17 protein-coding genes, 1 tRNA gene and 2 other RNA genes are annotated in these 18,821 nt (G+C 54.4%); 7 read left to right on the forward strand and 13 right to left on the reverse strand.

Annotated features, from left to right (window positions below; all coding sequences use genetic code 11):
• Positions 1-98 precede the first annotated feature (98 nt).
• Positions 99-569 carry a thioesterase family protein gene (locus tag GKC68_RS21670; protein ID WP_014595018.1) on the forward strand — a complete coding sequence of 157 codons (471 nt, stop codon included), beginning with the start codon at positions 99-101 and terminating at the stop codon, positions 567-569.
• Positions 570-626: 57 nt separating this feature from the next.
• Here the strand turns inward: GKC68_RS21670 and GKC68_RS21675 are convergent, their stop codons facing one another.
• On the reverse strand, positions 627-1,100 hold the full coding sequence (locus GKC68_RS21675; protein WP_047714894.1) for an ester cyclase: 474 nt from the start codon (positions 1,098-1,100) through the stop codon (positions 627-629).
• 234 nt (positions 1,101-1,334) lie between these two features.
• Between GKC68_RS21675 and GKC68_RS21680 the strand changes: the two genes are divergently transcribed.
• Both GKC68_RS21680 and rarD read left to right on the forward strand, forming a co-directional pair.
• Positions 1,335-1,712 (forward strand): helix-turn-helix domain-containing protein, encoded by a 378-nt coding sequence (locus GKC68_RS21680; RefSeq protein ID WP_028722941.1) that lies wholly within the window; start codon positions 1,335-1,337, stop codon positions 1,710-1,712.
• A 120-nt stretch (positions 1,713-1,832) separates the two neighbouring features.
• A complete protein-coding gene (rarD, locus tag GKC68_RS21685; protein WP_014595016.1) occupies positions 1,833-2,732 on the forward strand; it encodes an EamA family transporter RarD in 900 nt (299 codons plus the stop codon).
• On the opposite strand, the gene GKC68_RS21690 is transcribed toward rarD, so the two are convergent.
• The 9 genes from GKC68_RS21690 to GKC68_RS21730 form a co-directional block, all read right to left on the reverse strand.
• A complete protein-coding gene (locus GKC68_RS21690; protein ID WP_058707009.1) occupies positions 2,703-3,755 on the reverse strand; it encodes an AbrB family transcriptional regulator in 1,053 nt (350 codons plus the stop codon). The genes rarD and GKC68_RS21690 overlap by 30 nt on opposite strands.
• A 96-nt stretch (positions 3,756-3,851) precedes the next feature.
• The gene (gene corA / locus GKC68_RS21695) at positions 3,852-4,805 is read right to left on the reverse strand and encodes a magnesium/cobalt transporter CorA (RefSeq protein ID WP_028722939.1); all 954 of its coding nucleotides are present in this window, start codon (positions 4,803-4,805) and stop codon (positions 3,852-3,854) included.
• A gap of 291 nt (positions 4,806-5,096) precedes the next feature.
• The gene (gene uvrD / locus GKC68_RS21700; RefSeq protein ID WP_047714892.1) at positions 5,097-7,259 is read right to left on the reverse strand and encodes a DNA helicase II; all 2,163 of its coding nucleotides are present in this window, start codon (positions 7,257-7,259) and stop codon (positions 5,097-5,099) included.
• Between the two features lie 54 nt (positions 7,260-7,313).
• Positions 7,314-8,030, reverse strand: coding sequence for a 5-amino-6-(5-phospho-D-ribitylamino)uracil phosphatase YigB (gene yigB, locus GKC68_RS21705; protein ID WP_028722937.1), 717 nt, complete (start codon positions 8,028-8,030; stop codon positions 7,314-7,316).
• Positions 8,027-8,932 (reverse strand): tyrosine recombinase XerC, encoded by a 906-nt coding sequence (gene xerC / locus GKC68_RS21710; RefSeq protein ID WP_064365755.1) that lies wholly within the window; start codon positions 8,930-8,932, stop codon positions 8,027-8,029. The genes yigB and xerC overlap by 4 nt, the downstream gene beginning before the upstream one ends.
• The gene (locus GKC68_RS21715; RefSeq protein ID WP_064365754.1) at positions 8,929-9,633 is read right to left on the reverse strand and encodes a DUF484 domain-containing protein; all 705 of its coding nucleotides are present in this window, start codon (positions 9,631-9,633) and stop codon (positions 8,929-8,931) included. Before GKC68_RS21715 ends, xerC begins: the two co-directional genes overlap by 4 nt.
• A complete protein-coding gene (gene dapF / locus GKC68_RS21720; protein ID WP_028722935.1) occupies positions 9,630-10,454 on the reverse strand; it encodes a diaminopimelate epimerase in 825 nt (274 codons plus the stop codon). Before dapF ends, GKC68_RS21715 begins: the two co-directional genes overlap by 4 nt.
• 29 nt (positions 10,455-10,483) lie before the next feature.
• Positions 10,484-10,699: a lipoprotein gene (locus GKC68_RS21725; protein ID WP_072015869.1), complete on the reverse strand. Its 216-nt coding sequence runs from the start codon at positions 10,697-10,699 to the stop codon at positions 10,484-10,486.
• Positions 10,700-10,835: 136 nt separating this feature from the next.
• Positions 10,836-13,394, reverse strand: a complete 2,559-nt coding sequence (locus GKC68_RS21730) for a class I adenylate cyclase (RefSeq protein WP_047714890.1) — start codon at positions 13,392-13,394, stop codon at positions 10,836-10,838.
• A 313-nt stretch (positions 13,395-13,707) separates the two neighbouring features.
• Here GKC68_RS21730 and hemC point away from each other — a divergent pair, with 313 nt between their 5' ends.
• The 4 genes from hemC to hemY are packed head-to-tail and all read left to right on the forward strand — an operon-like array spanning position 13,708 to position 17,731.
• Positions 13,708-14,649: a hydroxymethylbilane synthase gene (gene hemC, locus GKC68_RS21735; protein ID WP_110957324.1), complete on the forward strand. Its 942-nt coding sequence runs from the start codon at positions 13,708-13,710 to the stop codon at positions 14,647-14,649.
• On the forward strand, positions 14,646-15,374 hold the full coding sequence (gene hemD / locus GKC68_RS21740) for a uroporphyrinogen-III synthase (protein ID WP_028722932.1): 729 nt from the start codon (positions 14,646-14,648) through the stop codon (positions 15,372-15,374). The genes hemC and hemD overlap by 4 nt, the downstream gene beginning before the upstream one ends.
• 24 nt (positions 15,375-15,398) lie before the next feature.
• The gene (gene hemX / locus GKC68_RS21745; RefSeq protein WP_028722931.1) at positions 15,399-16,532 is read left to right on the forward strand and encodes a uroporphyrinogen-III C-methyltransferase; all 1,134 of its coding nucleotides are present in this window, start codon (positions 15,399-15,401) and stop codon (positions 16,530-16,532) included.
• 2 nt (positions 16,533-16,534) lie between these two features.
• On the forward strand, positions 16,535-17,731 hold the full coding sequence (gene hemY / locus GKC68_RS21750) for a protoheme IX biogenesis protein HemY (protein ID WP_110957318.1): 1,197 nt from the start codon (positions 16,535-16,537) through the stop codon (positions 17,729-17,731).
• Positions 17,732-18,420: 689 nt separating this feature from the next.
• Here the strand turns inward: hemY and GKC68_RS21755 are convergent.
• From GKC68_RS21755 to GKC68_RS21765, 3 genes are all read right to left on the reverse strand, one after another.
• Positions 18,421-18,549, reverse strand: a non-coding RNA gene (locus GKC68_RS21755) — RtT sRNA.
• A gap of 32 nt (positions 18,550-18,581) precedes the next feature.
• Positions 18,582-18,711: non-coding RNA, RtT sRNA (locus GKC68_RS21760), on the reverse strand.
• 32 nt (positions 18,712-18,743) lie between these two features.
• Positions 18,744-18,820 (reverse strand) — tRNA-Pro (locus tag GKC68_RS21765).
• Between the last annotated feature and the right edge of the window lies 1 nt (position 18,821).

The raw sequence follows: 18,821 nt of genomic DNA on the forward strand, positions 1-18,821 counted from the left end.
GCTGATTTCCTAAACTGGAAACCCTGTCGAGCGAAGCATAGAATAAACAAATCATTAACATCTACAGTTCATTTGCCAGCTGTTCAGGACTAAACACCATGTCATCCGTGCTATTGACTCAGCAGGACGCTCGCCGCCTGGTCGGTGAAATTTTTATTTATCATATGCCGTTTAACCAGGCACTTGGTCTGGAACTGGATCACCTTGACGCCGACTACGCTGAAATCAGTTTTGTGAACAAAACCATGCTGGTCGGCAATGCCGCTCAACAGATTCTCCACGGTGGCGTTACCGCCGCTGTACTGGACGTTGCGGCAGGCATGGTGTGCGTGAGTCACGCGTTGACGCGTGAGGAAACAATCAGTGAGGAAATGCTCCGTCAGCGACTGTCTCGCATGGGAACGATTGATATGCGGGTAGATTATCTGCGTCCCGGTCGCGGCGAGCGTTTTATCGCCACCAGTCGTTTACTGCGCGCCGGTAATAAAGTCTCTGTGGCGCGGGTGGAGTTACACAATGATCAGGGCGTTTACATCGCGACCGCCACAGCCACCTATCTGACAGGTTAATTACAGAACGGAACGCGTGGCAGCGTTTGGGTACTGCCACGCGTTATCCTGCCTGAATCAAAACATCGTATTGGTGTTCGCCGACGTCGCCGGTACAGCCTGAATCACATCCCAGTGCTCGACAATTTTGCCGTTTTTCACGCGAAAAATATCCGTAACGGCCTGGCCACGATCGTGTTCACCGTTAGTGGAGTGAACATGCAGCCAGACCAAATCGCCATCGGTCGCGCTTCGGACGATGCGTGCCTTTGACTGCGGGTTTTTCCTGAAATAGTCGGTAAAAAAGTTAACAAGCGGTGCCTTGCCGTTCGGCACGCCGGGATTATGCTGACGGTAATTATCCGCGACAACTTGGGCCGCTTCAGCGACCTTGTGGTGATTAAAAAATTGATCATAGAAATGGATCACCAGTGCACGATTGGCCTCTTCCACCTTGATATCGCGGCCTTCGCCAGGTTGTGCCGCGTAAACTGCACCTGCGGTCAGGATACCTGCCGCCAGCAACAGGGTTTTCAGAAAAGCTACCATCATCATTCTCCTTGATCGTTCGTCATCTCGCGCGTCGCGAGGTAACAGATTTTGACTACACAGGGATTGCCTGACGTCTGTCGAATGCGAGACAGGGTTTCGCTCAGACACCTGGTCACAAAAATAGACTGACGTCGTGACGGATGTTACATTCACGCAAAATCGATAACAAGAGGTCACACCAGAGTGACTTAATCACCTGAAAGTGACGCTTAGCGATGTACAGGAACCGACCCGATGCCCAAATCTTCACCCGCAACCTTTACGTATCAACAACCTTGCCCCATCCGGGATGTGCTTGACCGGATAGGCGACAAATGGAGTTTATTGATTCTTGAAGCGCTGGCGGGACAGACCTTACGTTTCAATGAACTTCACCGTCATATTGGCGATGTTGCCCGTCAGGTGCTGTCACGCAGTCTGAAACGGCTGGAAATGGATGGCTATATCCTGCGCACACTTTATCCGGATGTGCCGCCGCGCGTTGAGTACAGCCTGACGGATTTAGGCCGTTCCTTCCTTGAACCCATGCAGCAATTAATTGCATGGGCAGATAACCATCATCATGCCATCTGCCTTTCTCGCCAGCGCGCGCTGGAGCAGAAGAAAGACTGACCCAGCATTATCGCCAGATCGGGCTACAGAGATAACGAGGACTGCGTTACCATTGCGGCCCTCTGTCACACCGCCGTATTTCAGTGACCTCCGGTACAGTACGCATTTTCAGGATGAATTATGGATACACAGCAAACCCGTCAGGGCATCGGCTTTGCACTTGGCGCCTACTTTATTTGGGGCATTGCGCCCGCCTACTTCAAATTAGTGAAGGCCGTACCGGCGACTGAAATCATGACCCACAGGGTGATCTGGTCAGCCCTGTTCATGTTGTTACTGATTACCCTGAGTCGCAGTTGGGGACAGGTCAGAAGCGTGCTGCGCCAGCCAAAAAAAGTGCTGCTACTGGCCCTTACGGCGGTAACGGTAGGGGGAAACTGGTTGCTGTTTATCTGGGCGGTGAACAATCAGCATATGCTTGAAGCCAGCCTGGGCTATTTTATCAACCCGTTGATTAACGTTGTGTTTGGCATGATTTTCCTGCGTGAACGTTTCCGCCGCCTGCAGTGGCTGGCGGTCGCCCTGGCGGCTGGCGGCGTGCTTCTGCAACTGTGGAAATTTGGCTCAGTGCCGGTGATTGCCTTAGGACTGGCGTTCAGCTTCGCGTTTTATGGCCTGATGAGGAAGAAAATTCAGGTGGATGCGCAGAGCGGCATGCTGATTGAGACGCTGTGGCTGTTTCCGCTGGCCGCGCTCTATCTGTTTGGCTTTGCTGACAGCAGCACCAGCCACCTTAGCGCGAACCCCATGAGCCTGAACCTGTTACTGATCGCCGCAGGCATTGTCACCACGATTCCGCTGATGTTCTTTGCCGCGGCTTGTACCCGACTGCGCCTCTCAACGGTGGGCTTCTTTCAGTATCTGGGCCCTACGCTGATGTTCTTGCTGGCGGTGCTGTTTTATGGTGAAACCGTTACGCCAGATAAAATGGTAACCTTTGGCTTTATCTGGCTGGCTCTGTTGGTCTTTATTCTGGATGCCGTGGCGTTTTCAGCGCGGAGCCGAATGCGCAAAGCGTGAAAGAAAGCGCGCCATTGCCGGTCCGGTCAGCAGGATGGTGAATAATCGCAGGGTCTGCATCGCCATCACAAAGGCCATATCTACCCGGCTTCCGGCAGCGATAATCGCCACCGTGTCCAGCCCGCCTGGGCTGGTGGCGAGGTACGCCGTCATCAGGTCAATATGCAACACGCGGGTTAACATCCATGCCAGCCCACCGCACAGCAGCATCAGGCCAAAAATGGACAGCAGCATCTGCGGCAGCGTGCTTAACGCCAGCCTGAAGATCGGTCGGGTGAAACGTAACCCCACGCTCCAGCCAATCATGGCGTACGCCAGGGCAAGCAGCCATTCTGGCATCTGAAGCACCGCCGTACCGGTTGAATGCAGGGTTGCACCAATCAGCGCAGGTATCAGTAACGCGCCAGATGGGATACGCAGCCATGGGCCAAGCCATGCGCTGCAAACCACCAGGCACATTGTCACCAGGAAACCGCTGTTAAGCGCCGGAAACCACACCAGCGAGCCGGCATGACCGCCGTCGCCCAGCCCGATCCGCGCCACCATGGCCGCCGCGCCCGCCACAAACAGCACCCGCAGATACTGCATAAACGCAACCAGTCGGACGTCCGCGCCAAACTCACCCGCCATTGCAACCATCGCAGAGGCACCACCAGGGGAAGATCCCCATGCGCCCGTCGGGCCCGGAAGCTGGCTGAAACGCACCAGCAGGAAACCCGACAGACCGCTGGCGGCCAGCGTCAGCAGCAGTACCGCTAACACGACTGGCCAGTCCTGCAACAGCGGCGTCAGGATAGAAGGTGACAGGCTCTGCGCTATCATGCAGCCCAGTACCGCCTGCGACAGCAGGAATAAGCGCTTGTTCATACGCAGAGTGGCACCGGATAAGCCCATGAGCACGCCAACGATCATTGGTCCCAGTAACAGGGCGGCCGGCACGTGAAAATACTGGAAGATTGCGCCAAGTAATACAGATGACACTAACAGCAGCAGCCATTGCCAGCGCAACGAAAGAGCGTCCATAGAATGATTAATCAATTATGAAAATTGAGCGGCCAGAGTAGCAGAATTAAGGCGACAGGCCAGCTTAATGGGCCGAATTCACGGCCCGCGCGCCTGTTAAAGCCAGTTTTTACGTTTGAAATAGAGATAAGGTGCCAGGCCTGCCAGTATCATCAGGCTAATGGCGCCAGGGTAACCAAAGCTCCACTTCAGTTCAGGCATAAACTCAAAGTTCATACCGTAGCTGGATGCCACCAGCGTCGGTGGCAGGAAGACCACAGAAACCACCGAGAAGATCTTGATGATGCGGTTCTGCTCTATGTTGATAAAGCCCATCGCCGCCTGCATCAGGAAGTTGACCTTTTGAAACAGCGACTCATTGTGGGGCAGCAGAGATTCGATATCGCGCAGGATCTCGCGCGCCTGCTCCAGCTGATTACCCGGCAAACGGGCTTTTCGAACCAGAAAATTAAGCGCACGCTGCGTATCCATCAGACACAAGCGCACCTTCCAGCCGATATCTTCCAGCTCGGCTAAACGCGAGAGTGCCTGGTCGTATTCCTCACCCTGCTGGCCTTCCATGATAACGCGGCTGAGCTTTTCCAGTGCGCTGTAGATGTTTTCTATCTCGTCTGCCAGCTGTTCGATTTTCGTCTCGAACAGATCGAGCAGCAGCTCATAAGCGTTGCCATCGATCAATGTCTGGTTACGGGCACGCATTCGATAAAGACGAAAAGCGGGAAGCTCGCGCTCGCGCAGCGTATATAAACGCCCTTCGCGGATGGTAAACGCCACGGTGGAGTTACCGGCGTGATCTTCGGCATCTTCAAAAAAGAAGAAGGAGTGAATGTGCAGGCCGTCTTCATCTTCGAAGAAACGCGCCGAGGCTTCGATATCTTCCAGTTCAGGGCGCGTGGCCAGGCTCTGGCCCAGTTCAGATTGTACGCGGTCGCGCTCGCCTTCTTCAGGCTCGACCAGGTCAACCCAAACTGACGTGGTCAGTTTATCGCTTTCCTCTTCCAGTTCCAGACGCGTCAGGCGGCTGTTATCAAGTTTAAATGCGCTCAGCATAGCAAGACTCCCCATTGCAGACTTTATGGGACAATGCTGTCGGCCGGTCTGAATGCAGACCCGCGAACCTGAACACGGATAAAAGATAAATCAGTGCTGACTCGTGCGACGGATTAAAAAGGGAGGTCGCTGATAACCGCTAAGGCTACCAGCGTAATGAGATAGCCTTAGATGTTATTCCTGAAAACCAGGTTAATGAGCCAGCATCGACTGGGCGTGTCCAAGGCATTGTCCTCTCATGATAATAGTGCGCGCATGTTACGCTGAGACGAAAAAGTCGTCAACCAGCGCCTAGACGGTTTCCAGTTTAGCGTAGGCGGCCACCAGCCACTTGATCCCCTGCCCCTGAAACGCCACCTGCAAACGGCTGTGTTCTCCGCTGCCTTCGAGATTCACAATGGTGCCTTCTCCAAATTTGGCATGGCGAACGCGTTGCCCCAGGGCGAATCCCGTGTCGTTTTTGCTGATCGGCGTGCCCATGCGCTGATGACTGACCGGTCGCGTCACACTGGCGCGTAAACGGACTTCTTCGATACAGGCTTCAGGCAGTTCGCCAATAAAACGTGAAGGTCGATGGTAGACTTCTTTACCGTAAAGACGGCGGGTTTCAGCATAGGTCAGGGTCAGCTTCATCATGGCACGCGTGACGCCGACGTAAGCCAGGCGACGCTCTTCTTCCAGTCGCCCGCCCTCATCCAGCGCCATCTGGCTCGGGAACATGCCCTCTTCCATCCCGACAATAAACACCTGGCTAAACTCCAGGCCTTTCGCCGAGTGTAACGTCATCAGCTGCACCGCATCCTGCCATTTGTCCGCCTGGCCTTCCCCGGCTTCGAGAGCCGCATGAGAAAGAAATGCCTGCAGCGGCATCAAATCTTCGTCTTCATCCTGGTAGCTGAACTGGCGCGTTGCCGTCACCAGTTCTTCCAGGTTTTCGATACGGGCCTGGCCCTTTTCACCCTTTTCCTGCTCGTACATGATCCACAGGCCAGAATCCTTGATGACTCTGTCGGTCTGCACGTGCAGCGGCATATCCACAGTTTCGCTTGCCAGCGAATCCACTAACTCACAGAAGCGTTGCAGCGCAGAGGCCGCACGACCGGCCAGGGCGCGCGACTGAAGCAGCTCGCGCGTTGCCTGCCATAAGGTCATCTGCTTTTCCCGAGCCGTCTGACGCACCACATCCAGCGTGCGGTCACCCACACCGCGCGTTGGCGTATTCACCACGCGCTCAAAGGCAGCGTCGTCGTTGCGGTTGGCCATCAGTCGCAGATAAGCCAGCGCGTCCTTGATTTCCTGACGTTCGAAAAAGCGCATACCGCCATAGATACGGTACGGCATGCTGGCCTGTAGCAGAGCTTCTTCCAGCACACGCGATTGGGCATTGCTGCGATACAGGATGGCGCAATCCGCCAGCGCATTGCCATTTTCCATCCAGGCCTTGATACGGTTGACCACAAAGCGGGATTCATCCAGCTCGTTAAAGGCGCAGTAAACCGAAATGGGCTCACCATCGCTGCCGTCAGTCCACAGTTCTTTCCCCAGTCGGCCGTTGTTATTGGCGATCAGGGCATTCGCTGACTTTAAAATGTTGTTGGTCGAGCGGTAGTTTTGCTCCAGGCGAATGGTATCCGCGCCGGGAAAATCCTTTAAAAAGCGCTGAATGTTTTCGACCTGCGCACCGCGCCAGCCGTAAATTGACTGATCGTCGTCACCTACGATAATCACTTTGCTGCTGTCGCCCGCCAGCATGCGAATCCAGGCGTACTGAATATTATTGGTATCCTGAAACTCATCCACCAGAATGTTACTGAAGCGCTCACGGTAATGATTCAGGATATGGGGTTTGTTTAACCACAGCTCGTGAGCCCGCAGCAACAGTTCAGCAAAGTCGACCAGCCCGGCGCGATCGCAGGCTTCCTGGTAAGCCTGGTATATCCGCAGCCAGGTTTGTTCGACCGGATTGCCGTAGCTTTCAATATGCTTCGGCCTCAAACCTTCATCTTTCTTGCCGTTGATGTACCACATGCCCTGGCGCGCCGGCCACTGCTTCTCATCCAGGTTCATCGCCTTAATCAGGCGCTTGAGCAGGCGCAGCTGGTCTTCACTGTCGAGGATCTGGAAATCCTGCGGGAGGCCTGCGTCAAGATGATGCGCGCGCAGCAGGCGGTGTGCCAGACCGTGGAACGTGCCTATCCACATTCCCCCCTGGCTGGTACCAATGAGCTGCTCAATACGGTGGCGCATCTCTGCGGCCGCCTTGTTGGTAAAGGTCACGGCCATAATGGAGTACGGCGAGCAGTTTTCTACCGACAGCAGCCAGGCGATGCGGTGCACCAGAACGCGTGTTTTTCCGCTGCCCGCGCCCGCCAGCACCAGCAGGTTACTGCGCGGCGCCGCAACGGCATCGCGCTGTTTGTCATTCAAACCGTCGAGCAGTTCAGAAACGTCCATAAGCACCAATAAGTCAGAAAATGCGAAGCATAAGACTGGATAAATTTACAGCCATTATAACAGCGAGGTGAGTGATGCCAACTGGGAAATTTCAACGTGTGGCAGCAGACGGGCATCCTCGATCTGCATGAGATTACCCTCACGAAGGTTAATCCAGCAGGCCTGCATGCCAAAACGAATCGCGCCTGCCACATCGGTGGTGAGATCGTCGCCAACGTGCAGAATGTGTTCCGGGGCGATATTAAGACGTTGCGCGGCCAGCTGATACATATCCAGCCACGGCTTAGCGCGCCCGTCTGGCCCCGCCCGGAGTGAAAACTGGAAGTAGTGTGCCAACCCAAGTTTTTCAGGCTGCGCGTTGCCATTGGTGATCGCCACCAGCGGCACTTTCTTCGCCAGGGCGTTCAGCGTGTCATGGGTTTCAGCGGGCATATCGACCTGGCTGCGCCACTGATGGAACACATCCATAACCTGCGTCGCGCCCGCCGCGGCTTCGGATGGCGTTAAACCGGCCTGGCACATGACATGTTCTACAGAACGCCGACGCCACTCAGAGACATCATGGTAGATCTCAGGTTCGCTTGCACGTAACTGACTGCGCGAGGCGGCTACGTCTTCCGGCGTTACGGCTCGCAGCGCCGGGTGGAAAGCCTGCAGCGCAGCATGAGAGGCTTCCGTGGTTTTACGGATCACCGGGTAGTTGTCGTAGAGCGTGTCGTCTAAATCGAAAGTGATCGCTTTGATGTCACGCAGAGGACGATAAAACTTCATTCACTCTTTCCTCGTTTGGCGCGGGGATGTGCAGCATCGTACACCGATGCCAGATGCTGGAAATCAAGATGGGTGTAAATTTGGGTGGTCGACAGATTCGCATGGCCCAGTAATTCCTGCACCGCTCGCAGATCGCCACTCGACTCCAACAAATGGGTGGCAAAAGAGTGGCGCAGCTTATGGGGATGTATATGACTGGAAAGACCCTGCTTAATTCCCCACTCGGCAAAGCGTTTCTGGACGTTGCGCGCAGAGATACGAGAGCCACGGCTGGAGAGAAACAGCGCATCATCCCCAGGGTTAAACGCGGTGCGTAACGGCAACCACTGCTGGATCCAGCTGACGGCGGTGCGACCGATCGGCACGCGCCGTTCCTTGCTGCCTTTACCTAAAACCCAAACCTCTCCCGCCTCAAGATCGACATGGCGGCAGTCCATATTGACCAGCTCGGAAAGACGTAACCCTCCGCCGTACATCACTTCCAGCATTGTACGATCGCGGATCGCCAGCGGATCGGTGAGATCAATCTCCAGCAACTGGTTAACGTCATCAACATCGATATTTTTCGGTAGATGACGACCGTTGCGCGGCGTGGCGATCCCTTTCGCCGGATTAGCCACCAGCATGTCGCGGCTCACCTGCCAGTCAAGGAAACTGCGTAATGCGGAAAGACGTAATGCCAGACTGCTTGCAGCCAGACCTGCACGACGGCTGCGGGCGGCCATGCTACGCACCATGGCGGGATCGAGCTGTGACCACGCGCTGATTTTCATCTCATCGGCAATCGTCACCAGTGCGGCAAGCTGACGCGCGTAGCTGCTCAAGGTAAGCGGGCTGAGCTGGCGTTCAACCTTCAGGTGGCGCAGAAAGCCGTCAACGGTCTCCTGCAACACGCTGCTCATGCGCGCTCCACCCAGCGTTCCAGCAGCGCAGGTATCATCTGCGAAAGGTGCTGAAGCAGTAAGGTGCCCATGCCCGACTGATAGTGCAGGCTGTCACGGCTACTGAAGATAATGATGCCAAGTTCGCCCTCATCCCCCATCAGGGACATGGCGACTGAACCAATGGCCTTTGCCTGAGGCAGCAGCAGCAGCAGTTCCGGGCCATTGATATTCCCCAGATAGTGCTGCTCATTACCGAAGCGCTGAATGCGTAACGGTTCGAAAGCCTGACGGGCCAGACCAAGCTGCACAAAGTCAGACGGCGCACCCAGTCGCCACTTGTCGTTAAACAAGCGGATATTGGCTCCCGCCAGTCCGAGATCGCGCGCCCAGCGATGCAGGCGATTAAGCATATCCTGGAGTGAGCTGGCGGCGGACAGGAGACTTTGCAGTGAAAGCAGACGTGAGAATAACTGTTGATTTGCGGTCGCCTGCTCCATCAGCAGCGTAATTTCTTCTTCCAGACGCTGGATGTGATTGCGCTGGCGCGCCATGTGCCATTCCACCAGCGATACGCTGCCGCGAACCGGGTGCGGCACCGCCATCTGTTCCACCTGACGGGCGTTGCGCATAAAGAAATCAGGATGCTGACGCAGATAATCACTGACGGCCTGATCGTCCAGCAGGACAGTATTTTCCACCTGCTCGTCGATATTTTTCATAAGTGAATAAACCCATCGTAGACATGTGTGGCCGGACCGGTCATGTAAAGCGGCTGTCCGGTGCCTTTCCAGGCGATATGTAACGTGCCGCCTGGCAAATCAACGCGCACTTTCTGACTTAAAATACCCTGCTGGATACCGCAGGCAACCGCCGCACAGGCGCCGCTACCGCACGCCTGGGTTTCCCCTGCACCGCGCTCATAAACACGCAGCCGGATGTGTTCAGGGCTGATAATTTCCATAAAGCCCACGTTGACGCGTTCCGGAAAACGCTCATGGCTTTCCAGGATCGGTCCCAGCAGTTCAACCTGGGCCGTTTTCGTGCTTTCCACCTGGATGACGCAGTGAGGGTTGCCCATTGAGACGGCACCAAACATCACCGTTTGTTCCGCCACGCGTAACAGGTAAAGGTTTTCAGCTTTATTGGCGCGGAAAGGCACCTGCTGGGGTTCGAAATTCGGCTCGCCCATATTCACACGTACCAGATCGTCTGGTGTCACGCTCAGAACCATGCGACCAGCCTGGGTGCTCACGCGAATATCGCTTTTATTCGTCAGCCCTTTTAACTGAACAAAACGGGCGAAGCAGCGGGCGCCATTTCCACACTGCGCGACTTCACTCCCGTCTGCATTAAAAATGCGGTAGTGAAAGTCGAGATCGGGATCGTAAGGCGGTTCAACGACCAGCAGCTGATCGAAGCCAATCCCGAGATGGCGATCGGACAGCCGGCGGATCAATTCCGGCGAAAAAAAGACATTTTGCGTTACGGCATCCACAACCATGAAATCATTGCCGAGACCGTGCATTTTGGAGAACTGCATTTTTTGCTCCGCCGGATGCGCCATAAGTGTTATTTCATTTGTGAGCTTGAGCTTGAACCACCCGTCACCAGACCACCTACATCCGCTTTAGACGCGTCGGCTTTCTGTTTTTGCGTGGGTGCTGACGTTGGCGCAGCTTGTTTTGGCGTGTCCTGCGGCGGGAAGTAGAGCGGTCCTTTCAATCCACAGCCTGCAAGGCTTGTTACTGCCATTGTCATTGCTAACAGGCTTATCACTTTCTTCATTCTCTATGCTCTTCATGTCCTGTGACCTGGATGCTTATCATCGCAGTTGAAGTTGGAAAAGCAACAGGAAATGCCAGCTAATCACGTGAGCGTTGTGGCAAGCCCTGAAGACAGCATCATTGCGGGCTTACCGAACTCAATATACCTGATAGCGTGGCTGATAATCGTTATTGTCGTTATCAGGCTGCGAGGCACAGAGATCGGTGAGAACCTGATTTCTGAATGGAATGACCTGATAACGTTCACCCGTGTTCACGATTTGATAGAACTGCGGCAGGTTAAAATTGATAAAACTTGAGCCATAGGTGAAACGGTCGTGCGACGAGGAGTAAAAACGGCTAACGTCCCGTACCAGCTCTTCCTTACTGCCTTCACAATGGTGATAGACCTCGACGCGGTTACTTTCATCCAGAATGTAGATATTGAAACCCCGATCGTCGGTGGTATCTTCAAAAAAGAACTGAATGATCCCTTCGCTGGCGTAGCCGTTAACCACAGGCGGCAGTGGCGTCTGATTAGACTCGACTTTAATCGACAGGCCGTGAAGCTTGTTGTTGGAAATGGCGCCATAAAACTCAACGGCGTTTTCCAGCTTCTGAACCGATACGCCCATGCGTTCAAAGAACAACCCCCAGGTCTGGCCCGCCATACGCAGTGCTTTGAACCGCCCTGGCTCCTGACGCGTACTGGAAAGACGCAGTTCGATGCACTCTGACACCAGCTGCTGTACGCGGGTACGAATCAATCCACGTAAATGCTGGCTGTAGCAGAACACCTCAACGGTATCAGGCGGGGAAGCGTCCTGATGCATTTTACCCAGGATGGTTTTCAGGCCTTCGATCATCGCCTGTTCGCCACTGAAGTGCAGCGTACGCACCTCATTCCACGAGTTACGGTACAGCAGGTCTATACTACCAATTAAACACTGCTGCTGCTGACCAAAGCTGAACACATCGAGTTTGCGGAAATCGAAATGCACCACCTGGTTACGAAACGCCGAGGTTGGATCGTGCTCAAGGTTAACAATGATGGCCAGATGGCGGATTTCACACGGGCTGTAGAGCGCCTTGGGCGTGGGCGCAGGCAGACGCAGGGGGAAATGGCTGGAGACGTCGTCGACCAGTTCCTGCAGGCGCGCCAGATCGCATAGCTCATTGCCCTTGATGTGCAGCCGCGTTTTGCTGGTCAGCAGTCCATTGAACCAGGCCCAGGCGACCAGCTTGTTAAGATAGCGGTTATATTCCAGCGGCTGATGGCTGATGATCGAGCTCATGTCCGGCGACTGGTTGTACAGATACCAGCCTGGCCGGTTGGCACGGCCCGGCGGAACGTGAATAAAGGTCAGGTTGGATTCGGACAGATCGGGAGAAATCTGCGGATTAACCAGCGTCACCTTGCCCGGCAAGGCCTCAAAGGCGGCGTACAATTTACGGGTCAGCACGCCGATATCCTGCGGGCTGGCGCTGACGCTTAAATTGTTGCGGCGGGCAAAGCGGATAAGGTTGCGATAGCTTTGCATCATCGCATCCAGCAACTCATTGTGCGCTTCACGCACGCGCTCGATTTTCCATTCGGCACGGTTGTCCAGAATAGCAATCTTTTCGTCGTCCCAGCCCCAGGCTTTAACCAGCTGCGACAGGATCTCACGGCGCCAGCCGCTACGCTGCGGGTGATCGTCACTACTGAGCTTTTCGCAAACTTTTAAATAGAAGCAGCGGCGAACCAAATCAAGGCGGGGCTGATCGTCAATACTGGTGAGATAGCGTGTTACGCGTTCCAGCATCATACAGTAAGGATCAAGGCCAAAGCAGACGATCTCGCCGTCGTGCAGACGCTGTTTGATGTCCATCGCCAGCAGTTTAGTATCCGGGTATTCCCAGCTATAAGCTTCCAGCAGCAACGTTTTCAACACCGCTTTATACGGCGAATCGATACTTTTATACAGCTGCCACAGGCTGGCACCGAAATACTCTTCTGCTGATAACGTGCTGAGGCCGCCCAAATCCAGCCACTCGTTTGGCGTGAGCACGCCTTTCGCATACAGCGACATCACGTAGTCATCATAGTGATGCTCTTCTTCGCCTGGCACCATATTCCACAGGATACGTTTACCGGCCATTCTTACCGCCGTGCGGTAGAACTCATCCAGCAGCAAAATATGTTGGGTAGAACCGCAATCTTCACCGCCAAGATTGCCGCTTTCGTTGTGACGGAAGCGGTTTTCATCAATGAGGAAAAAGCTGACTTCGATGGCCTGCGAGGCACACCATTTTTGCAACAGGGCACATTTACGCTGCAGATTCAGGCGCTCTTCATTATCCAGCCAGGATTGATGGCAAACCCAGATATCCAAATCGGACACGCTGTTTTGCCCAACGGAAGAGGTGCTTCCCATTGAGTAGATGCCGGTGATAGGCAGTTCACCTTTAGGGGCTTCGACCAGGGAGAGTTCCTGTTTGCCCGTTAACTCTGCAAGCAGCTGCAGTTGGTTTTCATCAGGCGTGAAGACGTTGATGCCGTGGGGAACGCTACCTTCGAGGTAACCCGGCATCAGCGGATGTTGATAATGTAGTAAGATCGGAAGCAGACTGTAGACTCGCTGAAAAGCGGGCCCCATGGCAGCGAGTGCGCGATCAACGCGCAGCTGGTTAATTGCATCCAGTCTCTGTTTTAGTGTCTCAATATAGAGGTACAAGACGTTTCGCCTGGTTGTCCTGGAGTTTAAGCACCCTGTTTCCAGTCTCTGCCGCGTAATAAGAGAAATGTCGTGCAGATAATTGCTGGAAACGTGATCAATCTATCACTCGCCGGATTGACCGTAAAGAAAGTTACGCTACCTGCATTTTAGCACGGTTTCGTCTACTTTTCGCTCACTCTGCGCCTGGCCTGAGATTACTGTCTGATATATCAGGTTTAATCCGCAGACGGTTCTTTTCAATCCGTTGAAACTGACAGCATTCCCTCAACGATGATAGGATATTCGATGAACGATCTAAATGGTTAACGGCATGTTAAACAAAATTTTCAGAATTGCTACACGACAAAGCCCACTTGCCCTGTGGCAAGCACAATATGTACAGCAACGATTGATCAGTGCCCATCCTGGCCTGCGCGTGGAGCTGGTACCTATGGTGACGAAGGGCGATATCATTCTTGATACACCGCTCGCGAAAGTGGGGGGGAAAGGGCTGTTCGTTAAAGAGCTCGAGCAGGCAATGTTAGAAAACCGTGCCGATCTGGCCGTACATTCGATGAAAGATGTGCCCGTGGCATTTCCGGAAGGTCTGGGCCTGGTCACCATTTGCCAGCGGGACGATCCGCGCGATGCGTTTGTCTCCAACCACTACGCGTCAATTGATGAACTTCCACAGGGCGCCGTCATTGGAACGTCAAGCCTGCGGCGTCAGTGCCAGATTAGCGCGCGACGTCCCGATCTGGTGATTCGTTCGCTGCGCGGGAACGTGGGCACACGATTAAGTAAGCTTGATGCTGGCGAATATGACGCCATTATTCTTGCCGCCGCTGGGTTGAATCGACTTGGCCTGGCCGATCGTATTCGCCAGCCGCTGCCTGCGGATATTTCCTTACCCGCTGTGGGTCAGGGCGCAGTTGGCATCGAATGTCGGTTAGACGACAGCACGTTGATTGCGCTGTTACAGGCATTGAATCACGATGATACGGCGGTCTGTGTGAAAGCGGAACGTGCCATGAATACCCGACTTGAAGGCGGCTGCCAGGTTCCAATTGGCAGCTTTGCCGTGCTTGAAGGCGACGAACTGTGGCTTCGCGGTCTGGTGGGGGCACCCGATGGGAGCGTCATGGTGAGCGGTGAACGCCGTGGGCCTCGCGATCAGGCAGAGCAAATGGGCATTTCGTTGGCAGACGAGTTGCTCAACGGTGGCGCGCGTGAAATTCTGCGCGACGTTTATCAGGGGCAATCTCCCGTATGACGATTCTGGTGACGCGCCCGGAACCCGCAGCGGCGGAGCTGGTCTCGCGCCTGCACGCCCAGGGTAAACAGGCGTGGAGCCTGCCGCTGATAGAATTCGCGCCGGGTAACGATCTCCTGCAGTTACCGGCCACCCTTGCCACGTTGAAACGCGGCGATCTTGTTTTTCTCCTTTCGCAGCAGGTTATTCACTTTGCACAGCATGCCATCAAGGCATGGCCCGCTGACGTAGACTATTATGCAATTGGTCGCAGTACCGCTTTGGCTTTTCATACGATCAGCGGCCTGCAGGTGACCTACCCTCACGCGCATGAAACCAGCGAAGAGTTGATAAAACTGGCGACATTGCAGCAAATAGCGGGTAAGCATGCGCTTATCCTTCGAGGGAATCAGGGACGCGAGCTGCTGTCAGAAACGCTGGCGGCCCGTGGCGCGCAGGTCACCTATGCAGAGTGCTATCAACGTTGCCAAAAACACTATGACGGCGCCATCGAAGGCCGTCGCTGGCGCGATCGTAATATTCACACGCTGGTCGTGACCAGCGGTGAGATGCTGCATCAGCTGTATTCGCTGTTCCCCGAGGTCGATCGTGAGGAATGGCTGCTCCGCTGTCGACTACTCGTCGTCAGCGAACGTTTGGCTTCCCTGGCCGCCGATCTCGGTTGGCAGACTATTCAGGTAGCCGATGGTGCCGATAACGATGCGCTGTTGCGCGCGTTATGTTGAACTTAACAATGGGATGTGCCAGATATGACGGAACAAAAAGACACCTCCGCCGTGGTTGATGAAACCACACCAGCGGTTGATCGCCCCTCTTCTACCCAGGAAAAATCACCGCGCAATCGCAATAATGGCGGCATGGTGCTGGGAGCAGTCGCGATTGTCATCGCACTGGCGATTGGCGCAGGATTGTACCTGAACGATAAACACCAGGCCGAACAGCAGGCACAAACCAACCAGGAACTGAGTGATCAGCTGTCCACGCTGCAGAAACAGGCAAACAGCGACAAACAGCAGCTGGCCCAACAGTTGAGCGCGACAGAAAAAGCATTAGAGACCGCGCAGTCACAGCAGGCGGCATCGGCCAAAGAGCTGGAAACGCTGCGTGAAAAAATGGCGTCAATTTCAGGTAATGACGTGCGCAGTTGGCTAGTGGCCCAGGCTGACTACCTGGTGAAGCTGGCCGGACGTAAATTGTGGAGCGATCAAGACGTGACCACCGCTGCAGCGCTGCTGAAAAGTGCAGATGCCAGCCTGGCAGACATGAACGATCCCAGCGTCATGAACGTGCGTCGTGCATTAACTCAGGATATCAGTACGCTCTCCGCCATCTCCCAGGTGGATTATGACGGCATTATTCTGAAACTTAATCAGTTATCAAACGGTGTGGATAATCTGCGGCTGGCAGATAACGACAGCGATGATGCGCCTATGGACAGCGACAGCGGTGAACTTTCCAGTTCCATTCGTGAATGGCGTCAGAATCTGGTGAAGAGCTGGCATAACTTTATGGATGACTTTATTACCATCCGCCGTCGCGATAATACCGCACAGCCGCTGCTGGCACCGAATCAGGATGTTTATCTGCGTGAGAACATCCGCTCGCGCCTGCTCATCGCTGCTCAGGCCGTACCACGTCACCAGGAAGAGATTTACAAGCAGTCGCTTGAAACCGTCTCAACATGGGTGCGCGCGTGGTATGACACCAATGATGCCTCAACCAAAGCGTTTCTGGCCCAGTTGGATGAATTAAGCCAGCAGAACATCAACATGGATCTGCCCGACAGCCTGGAGAGCCAGCCGCTGCTTGAAAAGCTGATGCAAACCCGCGTTCGTAATCTGATGGCACAGCCTTCTGCCGCCGCTAATCAGCAGGGAGGCTAATCATGCTAAAGGTATTTATCCTCTTTGTTCTGCTGATTGCCGGCATCGTACTGGGGCCGATGATTGCGGGTCATCAGGGCTACGTGCTGATTCAGACCGACAACTGGAACGTTGAAACCAGCGTGACGGGCCTGGCCATCATCCTGATTATTAGCCTGCTTGTGATCCTGGCCGTGGAATGGATACTGCGCCGTTTATTTCGCACCGGCGCGCGTACCCACGGCTGGTTCACGGGCCGTAAGCGTCGTCGTGCCCAGCGCCATACGCAAAATGCCCTGATGAAACTGGCGGAAGGGGATTTCAGACAGGTAGAGAAACTGTTATCTAAAGACGCAGAGCATGCTGATGTGCCTGTCGCTAACTACCTGCTAGCTGCAGAAGCCGCACAACAGCGTGGAGATGAAATGCGGGCCAACCAGCACCTTGAACGGGCGGCTGAGCTGGCCGGCAATGATGTGATTCCGGTCGAAATTACCCGTACCCGCATTCAACTGGCGCGTCATGAAGATCATGCAGCGCGCCACAGCATCGATCGCCTGCTCGAAGTCGCGCCTCGTCATCCGGAAGTGCTTCGTCTGGCTGAGCAGGCATATGTCCGCACCAGCGCCTGGAGCGCACTGCTGGATATTCTTCCCGCCATGGAAAAATCCGAGGTCGGGACAGAAGAGCAACGCACCCTGCTGCAGCAACAGGCCTGGCTGGGCCTGATGAACCAGGCGATGGCCGATCAGGGCAGCGAGGGACTAAAGCGCTGGTGGGGCAATCTGAGCCGTAAAACTCGCCATGAGACATCATTGCAGGTAGCGATGATTGACCATTTGATTGAGTGTGACGACCACGATACCGCACAGGACATCTTGCTGGATGGGCTTAAACGTCATTACGATGACCGTCTGGTGCTGCTGATGCCACGTATTAAGAGCGGCAACCCAGAAGCACTGGAAAAAGCCTTACGTCAGCAAATTAAACAGCATGGCGCGACGCCCTTGTTGCACAGTACTCTGGGGCAGTTGTTAATGCGCCACGGTGAATGGCAGCAGGCAGCGGAAGCACTTCAGCAGGCACTGGCTCAGCGCCCTGACGCCTTTGATTACGCGTGGCTGGCCGACGTTTACGATCGCCTTCGCCGTCCGGAAGAGGCGGCAAAAATGCGTCGTGAAGGCCTGTTGCTCACGCTAAAAAATAATCCTGATGCCTGACAGCACAGCATCGCGTTTAGTAAAAAGCCGGGCTCGCCCGGTTTTTTTGTGTCTGCGCTTTCAGGCAAAAAAAAACACCTGCTAAAAGCAGGTGTAAGATCAGGTCGGTTTGACAACCGAGAGGTACCCGACTCAACGTGGTGTCTGATAACCCTGTAAGACTTTCGCGATACAGGCAGGCAGACAACAGGTACCCAAAATTGGCTCTGCGTCATTCCCAGGTTTATGTAGCCGAAGCAAACATAAGAGGTGGAATGAGCATCTACACGTTAATTATTGCATAATCCATGCCAGTTGCTATTATTATTTTAATTAACCATAAAAATCATATACTTATTCCTTGCCGCTTTTTTTGGGTTCTTTCTCTTTGCGATGAGCGTCGTGTTATTACGACAAACCAGACAATGGATGTCGCATACAGGCGACAAACAAGGTAAAGACTTGTCAATCCTTGTTAAAACAGGAAATTAAGCGTCTCAGTTTTGCGACAGCCATTATGATGACTCCGATCCGACTCCACTTTCAGGAAAAATGATGTGCCCGTCTGAGCAGATTTTCTGCCCCCGAAAGATAACACTGCCTGCGCAACGTTGTCTCAATGGCGCCCGGCGCGAACCGCCTTCGGCGGTGCTCATCCTCTTTTATTCAGACGAAAAAAAACCTGTCTTTGCAGACAGGTTTCTTAAATATGGTCGGCGAGAGAGGATTACGCGCCCCTGCGGGACGCGCCCTTCGGGCCGTTGCGTTCGCAACGTTGTCTCGCTGCGCTCGGCGCAACCCTCCTCGGAGGTTCTCATCCTCTTTTATTCAGGCGAAAAAAAACCTGTCTTTACAGACAGGTTTCTAAAAATGGTCGGCGAGAGAGGATTACGCGCCCCTGCGGGACGCGCCCTTCGGGCCGTTGCGTTCGCAACGTTGTCTCGCTTCGCTCGGCGCAACCCTCCTTCGGAGGTTCTCATCCTCTTTTATTCAGGCGAAAAAAAACCTGTCTTTGCAGACAGGTTTCTAAAAATGGTCGGCGAGAGAGGATTCGAACCTCCGACCCACTGGTCCCAAACCAGTTGCGCTACCAAGCTGCGCTACTCGCCGA

It is taken from the genome of Pantoea sp. RSPAM1, assembly GCF_038816185.1.
GTDB lineage: Bacteria > Pseudomonadota > Gammaproteobacteria > Enterobacterales > Enterobacteriaceae > Pantoea > Pantoea ananatis.